A 17308-nucleotide genomic window follows, 5' to 3' on the forward strand; every position below is an offset into this window, starting at 1 on the left:
TAGTTATTATTAAATAATCACAAACTTCTCAATAGCTTTTGCCACGGCATCTTCTTTATTTGTAGAAGAACTTGTGTAGTCTGCAATTGACTTCAGTTTGTCAGTTGCATTTGCAACAGCTACTCCAAACCCAGCATGCTTGAGTAATTCTTCATCATTATGATTGTCACCAAAAGCAATAACACGATCCATCTCAAAATCAAACTTACTTTGTAATAAAATACGAAGTGCTTTCGCCTTATCTATATATTTTGGTGTGATCTCTAAGTAGGTGTCTTTAGATCTGTATAAGTGCACGGCATCATTATATAGCCCAGAAAGATGAGCCACAATACTATCTATTTCAGAAGCGTCTCCCATACACATGAGTTTATGAGGCGCTCTTTGTGTTGAATGAAGTGTTTCAAGACTTTTTAAAGCACTTTGATATGTAGGAGTAACTCTAGTGTTATTTATTTCGCGTAAGCTCCAAAAATCTTCTTGATCTGTATACCAATCATCGTCTGCATAAATACTTAGATTGTATGAATGTGCATTATGATGTGAGATAAGTTTTTCCAGTATTTGTAGAGGCATGGTATTGCTTTCTATACACTTGCCATTCTTTCCTAAAATAAGCCCTCCATTGTATGCAATAAGAGGTGCGTTTTTAATGCCAAGCCCTTCTTGTAAGTAATGCATAGCACTAGGCATACGTGAGGAAGCGAGAACTGTGGATATGTTCGCTTTCGCGAAAGCGTTCACAGTAACATCACTCAAATAACGATCTGCATTAAGCAATGTACCGTCTATATCTGTGCAAATGAGGTTGTATTTCATTTTTGTGTATGAACTGAATGGGTTAATTAATTTTGGAAAACCTCATTCATGCGATCTTTGTTTGTTATGAAAAGTAAAATAATAAATATTATAAATATTGGATTAAGACTAAAGAATCCTTTTATTCCAAAAGCGTACGTAGTATAAAATATATCTATAAAACTTAGTAATCCTAAAAACAATGTGATCGTAAAGAGATAGATATACACTTTTTGATTTTTTATATATGCTATTGTAGAGAATAGTATTAATAATATACCTGCATAGTGTTTTATGTTAAAGATATAATTAGATGTTACAATTTTAAATATAGAAAAGAGGAGTAATAAAATACAGATACCCAATGGTATAAATTCTTTCGATAAGATCTTTTTCATTACAATTCTTTGTTGAATATTTTGTCGTTTGTACTTCTAACCTTTTAAAGGTTTGTATGCCATCACCTTAATCTCGACCACTAAGTTTGGGTGTGGTAATTGGTGTACGGCAACTGTGGTACGAGCAGGTCCAGTTTCTTTATTAAAGTACTCAGCATATACTTGGTTGTACCCTCCAAAATCATTCATATTTACTAGAAATGAAGTGACGTCTACAACATCTGCCATGGTAGCTCCTTCGGTGGCTAAGTAATCTTTAATGTTTTCTAAGACAGCGCGTGTTTGTTCTTTGATGTCAAGATGCATCGTGCCCATCTCATCCATTTGATGTACTCCTGCAAATGTATTATCAGGAAGTCTACTACTGGTTCCAGAGATAAATAAGAAATCTCCTGCACGTTTTACGTGTGGATACGCTCCACGTGGTGTTGCTTTACCTTCTACTAAATTACTTTTCATAGGTTATAAGTTTTCTATAATCGCATCATCGTGCAATATATCATTCGTTTCTTGTTGTACTTTTTCTAATTTCGCTTTAAGCGAAAGATCACTAGAGAGACCACCTTCATCTATCAAACTTAGAATCGCTTTGTCTTGTGCTCTCCCTCGTAACATGGCTTCTCTATATCCTATAGCTCCATTAAAAGTAACGAGACTATATTTAGAATAATAATCTTCTGGAAAATCTTTTTCAAAAGCAGTTTCTAGTTTACGTTTTTCTTGAAACAAAGGATTTGCTGTGTGCTCTTTCATTTCATAAAAATTATCTACAGCGAGATCTGCAATGGCATCAGTATCTTTTTTACGTGCTTTTTCATATTCTTTAAAAACGGTTTGCCAATCTCCTTCATATGCATTTAATACCTCATCAAAGACCACAACATCTTCAAAACTAGCATTCATCCCTTGTCCATAAAATGGAACAATCGCATGAGCTGCATCTCCAAGAACACACGTTTTTCCAAAAGAATGCCAAGGGCTACATTTTATAGTGCCTAATGGTCCTGTAGGGTTTTCTTGAAACTCTTGAATTAAGTTAGGCATCATTGCTACAGCATCTGGAAATTGTCTTGTAAAGTATTCGGTAATAGCTTCAGAAGAATTAAGAGATGCAAAACTATCAGGTGCATTATCAAAATCTAAAAATAATGTCACTGTAAAACTACCATCCAAGTTAGGAAGTGCTATAATCATATCACGTCCCCTAGGCCATATATGTAATGCATTTTTTTCTGTACGATATCCTCCATCTTCTGCGGGAGGTATAGAAAGCTCCTTGTACCCATGTCCTAAGTATTCCTGAGAAAAACTAAACAAGAATTTTTTACTTAAGTACATGCTTTTACGCACGGTAGATCCAGCTCCATCTGTTCCTAGAATGATATCTCCAGAAAAAGTATGCATTTCTCCAGTGGTATATTCTTTAAAGATAGCTGTTGCATTTTCTAAATCTACTTCTTTACAACCTAAATTATAATGAATTGTAAGTTCGTCAAACTGATCTGCGGCATCTAGTAACATCGTATTAAGATCACTACGAGATATAGAATTTATATATTCATCTGTACGACCACTGTAAGGACTAAAGAATGTATTGCCTTTAGGATCATGAATCATACGTCCATTCATAGGGATGCATAATTTGCGAACTTCTTTTTCAAGTCCTACAAGTTTGATTCCCTTCATGCCTCTGTCAGAAAAGGCTAAGTTAATAGACCTTCCTGCGTCTTGATGTACTTTTCTAGGATCAGGACGTTTTTCTACAATAGTGACTTTATAGCCTCTTTGTACCATGCGCAGTCCTAGTAATGAACCGCAAAGTCCTGCTCCTATGATTAATATGTGTTCTTTTTGTTTCATTTCTGGTGATCTATAAACATATAGTAGGAACTAAAAATACGAATGAAAAGTCATTTGCTTATTAATCATCTAATCATTTTTAAGAAATAAGATTAAATATTTTATATTGCTATCTTTTAAATTTCCTAAAAGTCTATGACCTCAATAAAGCCTAAAATCAATCATTATTTCTTTATTATTTTCTTTTTCTTAACCATACCGGCTATTAAAGCACAAAGTTTGATTACTGAGGGTGATTATGAGAAAGGTAATAAACCTAGATATTATTCAATTAATGAAGATAATGTACTTACACTTTTTTTTGGATCCAAAAGGGGATTGGACCAGAGAACTGCTTATAGAAAAGCTATACAATATTATCCTGATGGTAAAGAAAAGATTGTGTTTGATGATGGAGATTTTGACATCTTTAAGGAATCTTTAAGTGGGAATACCTTAATGTTAACCCATTACAGAAATATGGCTTATTCTTACAAGAAATATCAGTTTTTTTCTGATGAAGGTTTATCTCCTGTAATTGAATTTCAAAAGGTTGAAGATGGTATCCAAAACACTTTGTTGACTGATCAATATTTCGCTTTTGTTCATAACGAAAAGGGGAAATATATTGATTTAGAAAAAGACAACAATCTTAAATTAAGTTTGAGAAATATACGAGACGGTACATTGAATACTTTTTCTATTAAGAATATTCCTAAAGATAGAGCAGATGAGATTTACAACTATAAGTTTAAAGATAAAAGAAAAAGGGTAATTCCTTTTATTTTGGAAAAAGGCCACAATAATTCTATTGCCTTTGTTACAAAAACATTAAGAAACAAAAATAGGGAAGTAAATATTTACATCCAGCCGTATAGTGAAAATGGAGATGCATTAAATGAGGTTACCCTTAATTTGAAGGCAAAAAACGGATTTGCTTTTGGGGAGTTTAATAATTCACACATGAGTTTATCTATTTCAGGTGCTAAAACAAGTACATATGTGCTTGGAGACTATTTTAGTATAAATGACTTAAAGGTGGCTTTGGAGAATGGTGAATATTTTTATTATGTATATGGGTTTTTAAGGGCTCCATCAAAAAAAGATGTTAAGTATTCCTATACTCCCACAGGGATATATGTATATAAATTTAATAGCATTGGAGAAGAAGTTTGGAGTACCTTTAAACGATCTACTGTCGGTATTTCGCAACATAAAATAAACCCATATGATATGACTCTGTCATTAGATTTAAATAGGGATTATGTTCTATTAAGTTCCCATGCCCAAATTGTAAAAAAAATAAAATCATCTGGTTTAGAACTTGATAAAACTACAGGAGAGCAAAATGCAATGAAGAATAATCAAGCTGAAAGAAATGTTATGAAGGGTAGTATTCAGGGAATACAGTTTACATATTTTATTAAAGCTCATAACAAATTAAGAGAATACCCCAAAGTAGCCTTTACCCCTAAAGCTCTTACATATCTTAAAGCAAATGAAGAAATAAGGAAATATGTTAGAGGGATTTCTAAAGGTAAAAGGAAAGTGTTTTTGGAAGCTGAAAGCAAAAATGATGGAGTCTGGTTGATCGAAACTGATAATAAAACGTATTATAAAATCAACTTTTTTGAAGATTAGAAGAGGATACTTTAGTCATGAATTTATTTATTCCTTAATCGATTCATCTCATCTGCAATTGCACAACTTCCTGTATTTTCTGTTTTACGTAAATGATCAGTAACATTTTTATGGTTTTTGTCATCTCTACTTTGAGATAATTTATACGCCGCTTCTATAGAAGAGATAGCAATTTCAAAACCGATAATACCATTCATTTGTCTCAATGTTTTTTCAGAGAGTGCTTCCATACGAACTGGGTTTTCTTGTCCATCTTCATAGGTATGCATTAAGGTTTTTACAGAATCCCATAACCCCTCTTGATCCAATACGGTTAATTTCCCGCGAACTTGTACAGCGATGTAATTCCAAGTTGGAACTTCTTCAAAATCATACCAACTACTAGAAACATAACTATGAGGTCCATTAAAAATACATAATGCTTCAGCTCCGTCTATGATATGTGCGCATTGCTCATTTGCTTTTGAAATATGAGCATGTAGTATTTCTGTACCATCTGGTTTTAGAGCATATTCTAAAGGGATATGCGTAGCAAATGATACCTCATCTTTATTTGTGACAAGGATCCCAAAACTGTTTTCTTTTATAAAAGATTTGATTTGTTCAGGATCTTCATTTTTATATATTTCTGGTATATACATATGTTTTTAACCTAATACTTCTTTTAGTTTTTCCACAAGCTCAAATACATCTTCATAACTTGTATATAATGGAGCAGGAGCGACACGAATTACATCGGGTTCACGCCAATCTGAAATAACACCTGCTTTGGTTAGTTGATCATGTAAACTGCGGTCTGCATTCTTTACTTGAATAGATAATTGAGATCCTCGTTGTTCTGGATCTCTAGGCGTAATTACAGAAATACGATCGTTGTTTAGATCGTCTAGTAAAAATTCTAAATATCCGGTAAGTGCCACAGATTTTGCTCTAATATTGGTCATTCCCGCTTCTGCAAAAATATCTAAAGAGGCTCGCACTGCTGCCATTGATAAAATAGGAGGGTTAGATAATTGCCACCCTTCTGCAGAAGGAGTTGGGTCAAAACTATGTCGCATATTAAAACGCGTATCTTTATTATGTCCCCACCAACCCGCATACCGATTAAGGTCTTTATTATGATGATGACGCTCATGCACAAAACATCCTCCTAAGCTTCCAGGGCCACTATTTAAATATTTATAAGAACACCATACTGCAAAGTCAGGACCATTTTTATGCAAGTCAGGCATAATATTACCTACACCATGAGCGAGATCAAATCCAACTTTACTTCCATTGGTATGTCCTAACTGTGTAATTTTCTGTATAGGATAAAATTGCCCTGAGTAATAATTGGTATTTCCTATTAAGAAGAGAGCAATGCTATCTCCATGTTCTTGTACGATTGCTTCTAGGTCTTCATACCGACAGAGATCTTCCCCTTCTCTAGGTTGCCATAAAATAAGGCTATCTGAAGGATCAAATCCATGATTTTTAATCTGACTTTCTACTGCATACCTATCAGATGGAAAGGCATCACTTTCTATAATAATTTTATGACGCTGAGGGGTAGGTCTATAAAAAGAAACCATCATCAGATGTAGGTTTGTCGTAAGTGTATTCATTACGACAACCTCGCTAGGTAAAGCGCCTACAATCTCTGCCATTTGATTTGTGAGGAACTCATGATAAGGCATCCAAGGGTTTTCTGCTTCAAAATGCCCTTCGACTCCTAGATTTGCCCAATCATTAAGCTCCTGTTCAATATAAGAGGCTACCGATTTGGGTTGACATCCGAGACTGTTTCCGCACATATAAACGAGTGGATTATCATCTTTATCTATAGGAAGGTAAAATCGTTCTTTAAAATGAGAAAGCGGGTCTTGTGCGTCTTGTTCTTTCGCGAAAGCGAGTGTATTTTGATATGCTATTTTGGCTGTTGTCATTAGAAAATCTTAGGTGTATAAAAATAAGGATTATACTGCGATGTAGAAAGTAAATTACGTAAACGTTTTTGTGATCCAATAGATACATCGTGCGTTTTATCTTTTAGAATTTAATAGTTTTTGATGGATAATTTTTTTATTAATATACGCTTTCGCGAAAGCGTATATCAAATAATACGATATGTCAATCCTGTATAGAATATATTACATGTAATGATGACTGCGAGTTTACTACGACTTGTTGTGTCATACGCATTTTCATTTTGTATTTTTGCACTCTATGACAAAAGAAGCCATACAATCACGAGTAGATTTAGGAGAGTTACTTCCTTTGATGGAAGAATTTTATACGATTCAAGGAGAAGGGTATCATAAAGGAACTGCGGCGTATTTTATACGTGTAGGAGGTTGTGATGTGGGCTGTCATTGGTGTGATGTAAAAGAGAGTTGGGATGCAGCAATTCACCCTCCAACAGAAGCAAAAATCATTGCAGATAACGCTGCAAAGTATAGTGATACCATTGTTGTTACTGGTGGCGAACCTTTAATGTGGGATATGAAACCTCTCACATCGTTACTTAAAGAAAGAGGGTTGCAAGTACATATAGAAACTTCTGGGGCATATGACCTTTCTGGAGATTGGGACTGGATTTGTCTTTCTCCTAAGAAACGAATGCTTCCTAAGGAAGAGGTGTCTCAAAAAGCACATGAGCTTAAAGTCATTGTATATAATAAAAGTGATTTTGTTTTTGCAGAAGAACAAGCCGCAAAAGTATCTGAAAATTGTATTTTATATTTACAGCCAGAATGGTCTGTGAGAGATAAAATGGTGCCACTCATTGTGGATTATGTAATGGCAAATCCTACCTGGAAGATTTCTTTACAGACACATAAGTATTTGAATATTCCTTAAAAGGAAAGTATTTTCTTTTCTATAATTAGTCTTATTTTTAAATCTGATTGTAAATATCATATATGAACGTACATTTTATAGCCATAGGAGGTGCTGCGATGCATAATTTAGCCCTAGCGCTACATCATAAAGGATACCAAGTCACGGGGAGTGATGATACGATTTTTGAACCTTCTAAATCTCGCCTTGAGAAATATGGTTTGTTGCCAGTATCTTTTGGCTGGTTTCCAGAAAAAATTACAAACAGTCTGGATGCAATTATTCTTGGAATGCATGCAAAAGAAGATAACCCTGAGTTGTTAAAAGCACAAGAATTAGGACTTACTGTGTATTCATATCCTGAATATCTGTATGAGCAATCTAAAAATAAAACACGTGTTGTTATAGGTGGTTCACACGGAAAAACAACCATTACTTCTATGATTTTGCATGTGATGCATTATTGGGAGAAAGAAGTAGATTATATGGTGGGAGCACAACTTGAAGGCTTTGACACTATGGTGCATCTTACAGAAGACAATGATTTTATTGTATTAGAAGGAGATGAGTATTTGAGCAGTCCTATAGATCGTCGCCCTAAATTTCATTTATACAAACCTAATATTGCATTGTTAAGCGGGATCGCCTGGGATCATATTAATGTGTTTCCTACGTTTGAGAATTATGTGGAGCAGTTTCAGATTTTTGTAAATAGCATGACTAATGGCGGTGCTATGGTATATAATATAGAAGATGCTGAGGTGGTAAACGTTGTAGAAAATGCAACAGCCCATATCAAAAAGTATCCTTATGAAACACCTGTGTATGAAGTTGAGAATGGAGAGACATTATTAGAAACTCCAGAAGGGCCAATGCCTATAGAGGTTTTTGGGAAACACAACCTTAATAATTTGGCGGGAGCTAAGTGGATTTGCCAGCATATGGGGGTTGTAGAAGAGGATTTTTATGAAGCGATTGCAACCTTTAAAGGGGCATCAAAACGCTTAGAAAAAATAGCAGAAAGTACGACCAATGTAGCCTATAAAGATTTTGCACATAGTCCTTCAAAAGTAAGTGCTACGACGCAAGCGATGAAAGAACAATATCCAGATCGTACTGTAGTCGCTTGTCTAGAATTACATACCTATAGTAGTCTTAATGCTAACTTCCTTAAGGAATATCAAGGAGCACTTAATGCAGCCGATATTGCTGTTGTCTTTTATTCTCCGCATGCCGTTGAGATTAAAAAGCTAGAAAAAGTAACTGAACAGCAAATTGCAATGGCATTTCAAAGAGATGATCTTAAAATTTATACAGATCCAGCTCAGTTTAAAGCATTCTTATTTGCGCAAAAATTTGAGAATACGGCTTTGTTATTAATGAGTAGTGGTAATTATGGCGGATTGGATTTTGAAGAGGTGAAAGAGGTTATATGACGTAAATTGCTTTTATGAAGTTTCTGTTTTTATTATTGTTAGTATCAAGTATTTCATATTCTCAAACAAAATATACGTTTGATGAAGTTTTAGAATATAGCTATGTCTCTTTAAAAAAACAGAAAAAATGGAAATGGATGCAGTTACATAATTCAAAAGATAACTCATATCAAGCGAGTATCCATGTAGAAGGAGATAATGAGTTTTGGTTTAATCTTACATTCCATAATACTCAAGACCATGCTAAATTTAGACTTGATAATTATGTGTTAGCAGATGGCTACAATATTTCGTTTGACGAAGAAATAATGCATAACGTAGGGGTGTTAATTAATGGAGCTAGAACAAAGAAGAATACTAATATTAATAATTATTTTTTAAAGTTACTTCCTTCCGAAAACCCATTGATAGTTCGATTCGAAATATTACCTAAAAAAGAAAAGATTAAAAAACGCAAAAAGTTAAATACGTATTATTACGAAATAGATATTTCAAACCAAGAGCATGAGATTAATTTTATTGTAACCAAATCTAAGCTTCTTTTTAAAAAAATGTTTAAAAACACAAAAGGCATAATTACTAAAAGATGTATAAGGGATAGTGATGATAAAATGAAATCTTGTATTTCTTTAGAAAACATTCATACCATGAATTCAAGAGTAGAGGTAAATTGAAATAATTTTAATTACTCTAAATAAAATATTCCTTATTTATATATGAAGTGTATTATATACTTACTTATATTTTTTATTTCAACGATCCTCTATTGTCAGGATAGTTACATCTTTGATCAAGTTCTTGAGTATGAAATTCAGAAGCCTTCAGAATCTGTGCGTAAAGATGTAGAGACGCGATATTACTTTATCAATACGCAAGATAACTCGTATGTGGCAATTGCTATTCTAAGAGAGGGTGGTACTTATAGTCTCGTGTTTAGAGATGATAAAAAGGACAAAATAGCAGAGCTTACCGTGCCTGGAGAAGCTATTTTTAATGCAAACGATTTACGTATTAATAAGAAAGCATTTAAAGGAAACAAATATAGAAATCCTGTTTATATAAGTGATTATGATCTCACAATAACACCTCATGATTCTTTACAAAGCATTTATAATTACTCCTATAATAAATCAGAGAGTAGTAACAGGTATCTTACAAAGAATCATGTTATGGTTGTAGATCAAAGTGTAGATCGTTCTATGATTGGTGTAGGGTTTGGTGATTATTATTCTTTGTTGCCTTGGAAAGATAAATTTCCTAAAGGATTAATTCGTGAATCTTTAACAGAGCGTCTAGATGGTTCCGTAGTATCTTATTGTAGCTTAATGAATGTTGTCAATAGAAATAAAACGTTTGTCATAGAATAAGGGACGCTTGTATTTTAATAATGTAACGTTCCCTCTATAATGTATACCTATCTATATGGGTAGATTCTATATGCATAGACCTCTTCGTTTTAAAGATTATTCTTCTAGAAGATTCTTTGTGAGTATTCTATTGGGAATAGTAACAATGGTTATTTTCTATCTTTTTCAACAATATCTTTTTATTTTGTTTAGATCGACATTATTGGCACATGAATATAATGTAAATCATCTTTTATCTAAAGATTTTGGAGATTTAGTTGCAATGATCTTTGCGGGTAATGCAGTGATTTTAGGGAATTCTGTAGGAATTGCATTTTATATTTCAGGAGTGTCAAAAACAACAATAAGTCGTTTGAGGAAAAGAAACGTTTTAAATAATCAGTCATTTCTTATTGGCACTCATTTTTATTTATTTATTAAGGTGATAGTGTCTATAGGAGTACTTCTAATGTTATTATCAAAATTAATTTTTCTAGAAAGTATTTGGAGTGTATGTGTATTGTTATTTGTGGTGCTTTTTTTAGAGAGTGTTAAGGAGTTAAGACGTTCTTTTAAAGGGTATACTATAAAAGTATTAATGCTTCATTTCATTTTGGTAGTAGGCTTGATGTTTGTTTGTTCACGGTTAAATACATCTGCATATTATAAACTTGGCATTGTATATAATACATCACATCCTTATGTCTATATTCCTACAACTACATACGAAATAGAAACATATGATGATCCTGTAATTTCTCCTTATAATAATTACTTTAAAATTCCTGTAAAGGTATTGAGTGATTCTAATAATCTTAAGTATATCCTATATGATAATGAGTTAACAATACATGAGTTGATAGAGATGCCCTACTCTAAAAAACATAATCCATATGGGATGAGATATGGTAAAAATCCAAAACTTACAATACATGCAGAAGGAGCATTGTCTTATAGTAGGCTTAAAGAATTGGAAAGTAAAGCTATGATAAGAGGTATAGATAAATTAAATTATGTAATTCACTCTACTATTAATGATGAACCGTTTATATATACAAAAACACTGTACCCTACAAAAGAGATTTTTGAAGAGGCGAAAAATCAAGTGATTCCCCCACCTCCAGATATTTTATATATAGATACATTCTTAAAAGACAAAGAAGAAATAGAAATAGTTCTTGATGCTTTTAAAGTCAATAATCAAGTTGATGAAGATAAAGTCTATTCTTATTTTCAAGAATCTGTATCTGATAGTGTGTTTTTTAAGCTTAACATAAGTAAAGAAGTGACACTTCAAGATTATCTTGATTTTATGATCGCTTATAAAGAGAGTGTATATGACTTAAGGGAAGAGCAACGAAGAAGAAACCAAGCTTTAAATATATATAAAGAATCAGGAGTTAAAAAGAAGTATCCTTTCATGCTTATAGAGGAAATAGAGTAAACCATGTTATTTCTAAGCTCCAAACTGCCTAAGATGATGATCCAAGTGTTTGTAAGAGAAGAACTATAACGGAAAATTTTCTATTTTTTATGCTTCGTAGATTACAAAAAATAGAAAACAACCACCCCGTTAGAAGTCATGTTTTCTAAACCCCAAACTGCCTAAGATGATGATCCAAGTGTTTATATTCTAATTGTCCCCATTGCTCGGGAGTGAATGTACCAAACATAGGATGAGGTTGCCATTCGGTTTGTTCTTTTTTTATGTGAAAAGCATCTACCATAGAGGTTAACTTTTCTCGCTCGGCAAGAAAATCCTTTTGATCTGTGATTTTTGCAAGCTTTGCCGTAGGAAGTCCTTGCTTCCAAGGTTTGTCGTTATAAAGCGATTTTTTAAATAGAAAACCTATAAGATTCCATTTGTGCTTTCTAGGTTTACTACTTAATGCAATCTTTAAAGGAAATTGACAATGCGTAACCATTTGCCCTACATTCATTTTACCCCAAGAAGGATTACTTTCATGTGTTAATGCTTCAAGGCGTGTTTTAATTTCTTGATAAGCATTAGGATCAAATAGTGATTTCATAGTCTTTATATTTTAAGGTAAAAATAATAGATTTTTAAAGGTACTATAATTGTTACTATAAAAATATTTTGGTTAGTCATGAATCTGACACTATTTTAAAATACAATCTTTATATTTAACCCAGATTATGTGATAAAACTTCATCGTGAAGATTGAAAACATAATAGAATATGACATTTATAATTTTAGCAGTTATGCGCTATAGTTAAAGTTCAAAATGTAATATAACAGCATTTTTTGAAACTTTTTTAAACCGTAATAGGCTTTCTATTGCATAATAATAGGTATAATCGCTATGTCAGAAAAACAACCCTCTTTCTCTATAAAAGAATGGTCAGAAGATGACCGCCCTCGCGAAAAATTAGTATATAAAGGGAGATCTACACTCTCTGATGCAGAACTTATTGCCATCCTCATAGGATCTGGTAATCGAGATGAGAGTGCGGTAGGTTTAAGTAAACGGATTTTGGCTTCGTCGTCCAATAGTCTTTCAGAATTAGGAAGACTCTCTGTAAAAGAGTTAATGAAATTTAAAGGAATAGGAGAAGCAAAAGCAGTTTCGATTCTAGCAGCTCTAGAGCTTGGAAGAAGAAGAAATGACGGTGGTACGCTTTCGCGAAAGCGTATAACATCATCTTCCTCTGTATTTGAATTACTGCAACCTATTATTGGAGATTTGCCTCATGAAGAATTTTGGGTAGTGTATCTTAATAATTCTAATAGTGTCCTAGATAAACAACAGCTGAGTAAAGGCGGAATCACAGGAACCTTAGTCGATGTGCGATTGGTATTAAAAACAGCGTTGCAATTAAATGCTGTAGGCATTATTCTTGCCCATAATCACCCGTCTGGAACCCTTAGGCCAAGCCCATCGGATAAGCAACTTACTCAAAAATTAAATATAGCAGCAGCAAGTCTAGATGTAAAGGTGTTAGATCATATTATTGTAACTGAAAAGGCGTATTTTAGCTTTGCCGATGAAGGCCTACTATAACCATTGTATTTAGTATTATTAATGCTACTCATCTATACACATAAGATTACGACTAGGGTTACGTATACCTTTAAGCATATATGTAAACGTATGTTAGGAATATCTGTGTCTTTTACTAGTAAAGTAGAAGATTTTGTAGCGCATGATGGTCCAAAACTGTCTTATACACATAAGCAATTGGGGGATGAAATGCATATAAATGCTGTAGATCTACTCTTTGAACAAGGTATCATGGATGTAGATATTCAAGTACAGGACTGGGAAGGAGTGCCTTGTTTTTTTGCATCCAAAAATATAGATGCAGCTTTGCCGTATGATATCTTTGGGGCGACCTTTTATTTACTAAGTCGTTATGAAGAATATTTACCCCATGTAAAGGATGTACTAGGACGTTTTCCTGCAAATGAAAGTATAGCTTATAAACATAAATTTATACATCGACCAGTTGTAGATATCTGGATGCTTCGGTTTAAAGAAATGCTATTACAGGCTTATCCAGATAGTCTGCAAAAAATTGCAACATTTAAAATAGGAGTAATTATAGATGTGCCTCAGGCATTTGCATATAGAAAAATAGGCTTTTTACGTACTCTTGGAGGATATGGGCGCGATTTTATAAACTTTCGTTTAAAACAAACTTTTAATCGGACACAGGTGTTGCTTGGATTACGTAAAGACCCTTATGATGTTTTTAGTTGGTTAGTTAATGTCCAAAAGCAAGCGACAACTAGATTTAAACTGTTTTTTGAATTAGGAGATTATACAGAAGAAAGTAAAAATATCAAGTATAGTAAACGTAGTTTTCAATCATTAATAAAAATGGTAGGCGACTATTCTTGTGTAGGTTTATTTGTTTCCAAAAGTGCATCGCAATCTATTACAGTTCTTAAAGAAGAAAAAAAACGAATAGAACAAATTACCAATAGACCTCTCAAACAAGCTAGGATTTCAGACTATAGGATTACATTACCTTATAGTTATCGCGATCTGTTAGATCAGGAGGTGACAGAAGATTACACTATGGGATATCCAGATACACCAGGTTTTAGAGCAAGTACGTGTACGCCATTTTTGTTTTATGATTTAGATTATGAAATACAAACCCCTTTATTATTATATCCTTTTTGTATTCATGTAAACGCAATTATAAACTCAAATAATCAAACTATAAATCGAGTGAGTTTTGAAGCAATACGCAATACGGTAAAAGAAGTCAATGGGTTATTTATGGTCGCTTTTTCTAATGCAGATTTTATAAATATATACAGTAAAAAAATATTTAGAACATTAATTACAACGGATGAATAAAGAGATAACAAACATTTTTTTTGATCTTGATCATACCCTTTGGGATTTTGATCGTAATTCAGAATTGGCATTTGCCAAAATACTTGAGAAAAATACGATTGATATTGATTTACACGTTTTTTTAGAAACTTATTTTCCAATTAATTTTCAGTACTGGAAATGGTATAGAGAAGAAAGAGTTACAAAAGCACAACTGCGTTATGGACGGTTTAAGAAAACATTTGATGCTCTTAAGATTTCTGTGACTGATGATATTATAGATAAACTTTCAGAGGATTATATAACACATTTGCCCGATCATAACTTTTTATTTGATGGTACAATAGAACTTCTTGAATACTTAAAAGGAAAATATAAACTCCATATTATTACAAATGGTTTTGAAGAAGTGCAAATGACAAAACTTAAAAAGTCAAAGATTGTATCTTACTTTGATACGATAACTACCAGCGAGGCGGCAGGAGTTAAAAAGCCAAATCCTCGTATTTTTAAGGTAGCATTACAAGCAGCACAAGCCACTGCCGAAGAAAGTATGATGATAGGTGATACCTATGAAGCAGATATTCTTGGAGCAGAAAGAATGAATATGAAAACGATTTGTTTTAATTATCATAATTTAGAGATGCCTGATAAACAGATTGTTGTAGATGAATTGCTGGAGATCCAAAATTATTTATAGCAATATACTCAGTGAATAGGCGTTTTATGAACATACATCCCCCAAACGATGAAACATACCTTTCAATTATTAGGAGTACTAATACTCACTTTATTTTTTACGGCATACACTTCTTGTGTAAGTGACGTTGACTTTGATCAAACGCAGGATGTCGTTATTTCACCAAATGCAGTAACAGACCTTATTTTTTTTAATTTAGATACATCAGATTTTGAAAATGTAGATACGCCAGAAATTGAACTTTCAGTTCAAGACACTACACGCTTAGAATTTCTTAATGATGACTTTATTAGAGAGAATTTGATAGAGATTACATTAGATTTTCAAGTAGATAATAGTTTCGGGCAATCTCTTGTGAATCGCGCGGCATTTATAAATAGTGCAGGAGTAGAACAATATGTAGTCGAATTTGAAATCGTTGCTTCTCCAGATGGTACATTACAAAGAACACTATTTACAGAAGTGATAAGTCTAGAAGATATTCAAGCAATTAGTAACTCTAGTCAGATAGCAAATGAGGTGACTCTTACTACAAATGGAGCATCTATAAATGGCGAGTTGATATTCCAGAGTAAAGCAACTTATGCTTTAGAATTTTCAGATCTATAATTTACGATGCGAGTAGTTTTCTTATTATATATAAGCTGTCTAGTGACGCATATGAATGCGCAGAATAAGCAATTGCTCTATAATGTAGATGATTTACCTCAAACATTATTAAGCAATCCTGGCGCAGCCATATCTTTTGAAAAACATATAGGAATACCGTTGCTTTCTGGAATTTCTTTAAGTGCCGGATCAACAGGAATTAGTACCTATGATATTTTTCAAGAAGGAGGAGATATCAATGCTAGAATACGGGATGCTATTTTTCGTTTAGATAATAAAGATGCTTTTGTTGTAAATCAACAACTTGAAATAGCTTCTTTTGGATGGAAAAATAAATTTAACAATAACTATTATTCTGCAGGACTTTATCAAGAGACAGATGTGATAGCGTATTTTCCTAAAGATATTGCTGTTCTTGGCTATGAAGGGAATGCAAATTTCTTAGATACACCTTTTCAATTTTCGGACGTATCTGTTGCAGCTGAGGTGATCTCGGTATACCACTTTGGAATAAATAAAGAGATTTCTAAAAAACTTAGAGTAGGAGCAAGGGCAAAACTGTATATGAGTATTATAAATATCAATAGTACAGATAATGAAGGCTTTTTTATTACCAGGACAACTCCAGATGGACCTAATTTTTTACAGCATCAAATTCAAGATGCATCTGTAACTGCAAATACATCGGGATTACGTTCGTTTACTGATGATAACGCAGGGCCTGGAAAAGCTTTGGGAAGAGCCATTGTAAGTAATAATGTTGGGGTAGGTTTTGATATAGGAGGAACCTATACTTTTAATCGTCATTGGACAGCAACTGCGAGTATCATTGATGTAGGTGCTATCTTTCATACAAAGGATTTACGCAATTATAAATTGTCTGGTAACTATACAACAGATGGTATAGAACTAGAATTTCCTGATGTTTTAAATGGAGAAGAGTTAACCGACTACTGGCAAAATCTACAAGATGAATTTGAAGAGAATATCCCTTATCAAGATTCGTTAACAAACAGCTATACAACGTGGCGTCCTACTAAAATAAATGCTTCTGTAAATAGAGGATTTGGGAGAAACCTTAATGGAGATTGTGATTGTACAAACAGTGGTGTAGATAGATATGCTACTAATGTAGGAATTCAATTATATGGAATAAAACGACCTAGAGGTGTTCAAGGAGCTGTTACTGCATACGTAGATAGGACTTGGAATCGGTTTTTTCGTACAAAAATGACCTACACCTATGATGCCTTTTCAAATAGAAATATAGGACTGCTAGTTTCGACAAAAATTAATAAATTTAATGTTTATCTTGCAACAGATAATATATTAGAATATTCCAATCTAGCAAAGGCTCAAAGCGCCTCAATACAGTTTGGTTTTCAGTTAATTTTTGACCCTAAATAAATA

The 17308-nt window shown here is 33.2% G+C and carries 17 protein-coding genes; 11 read left to right on the forward strand and 6 right to left on the reverse strand.

Annotated elements, in window-relative coordinates; all coding sequences use genetic code 11:
* Nucleotides 1–9: 9 nt before the first annotated feature.
* From ABJD27_RS14650 to ABJD27_RS14660, 3 genes are all read right to left on the reverse strand, one after another.
* Nucleotides 10–819, reverse strand: coding sequence for a Cof-type HAD-IIB family hydrolase (locus ABJD27_RS14650; protein ID WP_348167724.1), 810 nt, complete (start codon nt 817–819; stop codon nt 10–12).
* A gap of 413 nt (nt 820–1232) precedes the next feature.
* The gene (locus ABJD27_RS14655; protein ID WP_348167727.1) at nt 1233–1655 is read right to left on the reverse strand and encodes a RidA family protein; all 423 of its coding nucleotides are present in this window, start codon (nt 1653–1655) and stop codon (nt 1233–1235) included.
* A gap of 3 nt (nt 1656–1658) precedes the next feature.
* Nucleotides 1659–3056, reverse strand: a complete 1398-nt coding sequence (locus ABJD27_RS14660; RefSeq protein WP_348167730.1) for an NAD(P)/FAD-dependent oxidoreductase — start codon at nt 3054–3056, stop codon at nt 1659–1661.
* A 381-nt stretch (nt 3057–3437) separates the two neighbouring features.
* On the opposite strand from ABJD27_RS14660, the gene ABJD27_RS14665 reads away from it, so the two are divergent.
* On the forward strand, nt 3438–4676 hold the full coding sequence (locus ABJD27_RS14665) for a hypothetical protein (protein WP_348167733.1): 1239 nt from the start codon (nt 3438–3440) through the stop codon (nt 4674–4676).
* Nucleotides 4677–4699: 23 nt separating this feature from the next.
* On the opposite strand, the gene ABJD27_RS14670 is transcribed toward ABJD27_RS14665, so the two are convergent.
* Nucleotides 4700–5317, reverse strand: coding sequence for an FMN-binding negative transcriptional regulator (locus ABJD27_RS14670; protein ID WP_348167736.1), 618 nt, complete (start codon nt 5315–5317; stop codon nt 4700–4702).
* Between the two features lie 6 nt (nt 5318–5323).
* Entirely contained in the window at nt 5324–6604 is a 1281-nt protein-coding gene (gene kynU / locus ABJD27_RS14675; RefSeq protein WP_348167743.1) for a kynureninase, read from the reverse strand.
* A gap of 280 nt (nt 6605–6884) precedes the next feature.
* Between kynU and ABJD27_RS14680 the strand changes: the two genes are divergently transcribed.
* From ABJD27_RS14680 to ABJD27_RS14700, 5 genes are all read left to right on the forward strand, one after another.
* Nucleotides 6885–7517 (forward strand): 7-carboxy-7-deazaguanine synthase QueE, encoded by a 633-nt coding sequence (locus tag ABJD27_RS14680; RefSeq protein ID WP_348167746.1) that lies wholly within the window; start codon nt 6885–6887, stop codon nt 7515–7517.
* A 62-nt stretch (nt 7518–7579) separates the two neighbouring features.
* Nucleotides 7580–8932: a Mur ligase family protein gene (locus tag ABJD27_RS14685; RefSeq protein WP_348167749.1), complete on the forward strand. Its 1353-nt coding sequence runs from the start codon at nt 7580–7582 to the stop codon at nt 8930–8932.
* Between the two features lie 14 nt (nt 8933–8946).
* Nucleotides 8947–9606 carry a hypothetical protein gene (locus ABJD27_RS14690; protein WP_348167752.1) on the forward strand — a complete coding sequence of 220 codons (660 nt, stop codon included), beginning with the start codon at nt 8947–8949 and terminating at the stop codon, nt 9604–9606.
* Between the two features lie 42 nt (nt 9607–9648).
* Nucleotides 9649–10299, forward strand: coding sequence for a hypothetical protein (locus ABJD27_RS14695; RefSeq protein WP_348167755.1), 651 nt, complete (start codon nt 9649–9651; stop codon nt 10297–10299).
* Nucleotides 10300–10354: 55 nt separating this feature from the next.
* Nucleotides 10355–11722, forward strand: coding sequence for a hypothetical protein (locus tag ABJD27_RS14700; RefSeq protein WP_348167758.1), 1368 nt, complete (start codon nt 10355–10357; stop codon nt 11720–11722).
* 145 nt (nt 11723–11867) lie between these two features.
* On the opposite strand, the gene ABJD27_RS14705 is transcribed toward ABJD27_RS14700, so the two are convergent.
* Nucleotides 11868–12308, reverse strand: a complete 441-nt coding sequence (locus tag ABJD27_RS14705; RefSeq protein ID WP_348167761.1) for a DUF1569 domain-containing protein — start codon at nt 12306–12308, stop codon at nt 11868–11870.
* A gap of 295 nt (nt 12309–12603) precedes the next feature.
* Here ABJD27_RS14705 and radC point away from each other — a divergent pair, with 295 nt between their 5' ends.
* The 5 genes from radC (at nt 12604) to ABJD27_RS14730 (ending at nt 17305) form a co-directional block, all read left to right on the forward strand.
* Nucleotides 12604–13302 carry a DNA repair protein RadC gene (gene radC, locus ABJD27_RS14710; protein WP_348167764.1) on the forward strand — a complete coding sequence of 233 codons (699 nt, stop codon included), beginning with the start codon at nt 12604–12606 and terminating at the stop codon, nt 13300–13302.
* Nucleotides 13303–13392: 90 nt separating this feature from the next.
* Nucleotides 13393–14610: a polysaccharide deacetylase family protein gene (locus tag ABJD27_RS14715; RefSeq protein ID WP_348167767.1), complete on the forward strand. Its 1218-nt coding sequence runs from the start codon at nt 13393–13395 to the stop codon at nt 14608–14610.
* A complete protein-coding gene (locus ABJD27_RS14720) occupies nt 14603–15289 on the forward strand; it encodes a YjjG family noncanonical pyrimidine nucleotidase (RefSeq protein WP_348167770.1) in 687 nt (228 codons plus the stop codon). The genes ABJD27_RS14715 and ABJD27_RS14720 overlap by 8 nt, the downstream gene beginning before the upstream one ends.
* 48 nt (nt 15290–15337) lie before the next feature.
* Nucleotides 15338–15898, forward strand: coding sequence for a hypothetical protein (locus ABJD27_RS14725; protein ID WP_348167773.1), 561 nt, complete (start codon nt 15338–15340; stop codon nt 15896–15898).
* 51 nt (nt 15899–15949) lie between these two features.
* Nucleotides 15950–17305, forward strand: coding sequence for a DUF5723 family protein (locus ABJD27_RS14730; RefSeq protein ID WP_348167776.1), 1356 nt, complete (start codon nt 15950–15952; stop codon nt 17303–17305).
* The last annotated feature ends 3 nt before the right edge of the window (nt 17306–17308 follow it).

Origin of the sequence: Dokdonia sp., from assembly GCF_039945015.1 — a bacterium.
Classification (GTDB): domain Bacteria; phylum Bacteroidota; class Bacteroidia; order Flavobacteriales; family Flavobacteriaceae; genus Dokdonia.

Bases quoted from the DNA above. Each gene is read 5' to 3' on its own strand.
- ABJD27_RS14650 (WP_348167724.1), bottom strand. From the start codon at position 819: ATGAAATACAACCTCATTTGCACAGATATAGACGGTACATTGCTTAAT.
- ABJD27_RS14655 (WP_348167727.1), bottom strand. From the start codon at position 1,655: ATGAAAAGTAATTTAGTAGAAGGTAAAGCAACACCACGTGGAGCGTAT.
- ABJD27_RS14660 (WP_348167730.1), bottom strand. From the start codon at position 3,056: ATGAAACAAAAAGAACACATATTAATCATAGGAGCAGGACTTTGCGGT.
- ABJD27_RS14670 (WP_348167736.1), bottom strand. From the start codon at position 5,317: ATGTATATACCAGAAATATATAAAAATGAAGATCCTGAACAAATCAAA.
- kynU (WP_348167743.1), bottom strand. From the start codon at position 6,604: ATGACAACAGCCAAAATAGCATATCAAAATACACTCGCTTTCGCGAAA.
- ABJD27_RS14680 (WP_348167746.1), top strand. From the start codon at position 6,885: ATGACAAAAGAAGCCATACAATCACGAGTAGATTTAGGAGAGTTACTT.
- ABJD27_RS14685 (WP_348167749.1), top strand. From the start codon at position 7,580: ATGAACGTACATTTTATAGCCATAGGAGGTGCTGCGATGCATAATTTA.
- ABJD27_RS14690 (WP_348167752.1), top strand. From the start codon at position 8,947: ATGAAGTTTCTGTTTTTATTATTGTTAGTATCAAGTATTTCATATTCT.
- ABJD27_RS14695 (WP_348167755.1), top strand. From the start codon at position 9,649: ATGAAGTGTATTATATACTTACTTATATTTTTTATTTCAACGATCCTC.
- ABJD27_RS14700 (WP_348167758.1), top strand. From the start codon at position 10,355: ATGGGTAGATTCTATATGCATAGACCTCTTCGTTTTAAAGATTATTCT.
- ABJD27_RS14705 (WP_348167761.1), bottom strand. From the start codon at position 12,308: ATGAAATCACTATTTGATCCTAATGCTTATCAAGAAATTAAAACACGC.
- radC (WP_348167764.1), top strand. From the start codon at position 12,604: ATGTCAGAAAAACAACCCTCTTTCTCTATAAAAGAATGGTCAGAAGAT.
- ABJD27_RS14715 (WP_348167767.1), top strand. From the start codon at position 13,393: ATGTTAGGAATATCTGTGTCTTTTACTAGTAAAGTAGAAGATTTTGTA.
- ABJD27_RS14720 (WP_348167770.1), top strand. From the start codon at position 14,603: ATGAATAAAGAGATAACAAACATTTTTTTTGATCTTGATCATACCCTT.
- ABJD27_RS14725 (WP_348167773.1), top strand. From the start codon at position 15,338: ATGAAACATACCTTTCAATTATTAGGAGTACTAATACTCACTTTATTT.
- ABJD27_RS14730 (WP_348167776.1), top strand. From the start codon at position 15,950: ATGAATGCGCAGAATAAGCAATTGCTCTATAATGTAGATGATTTACCT.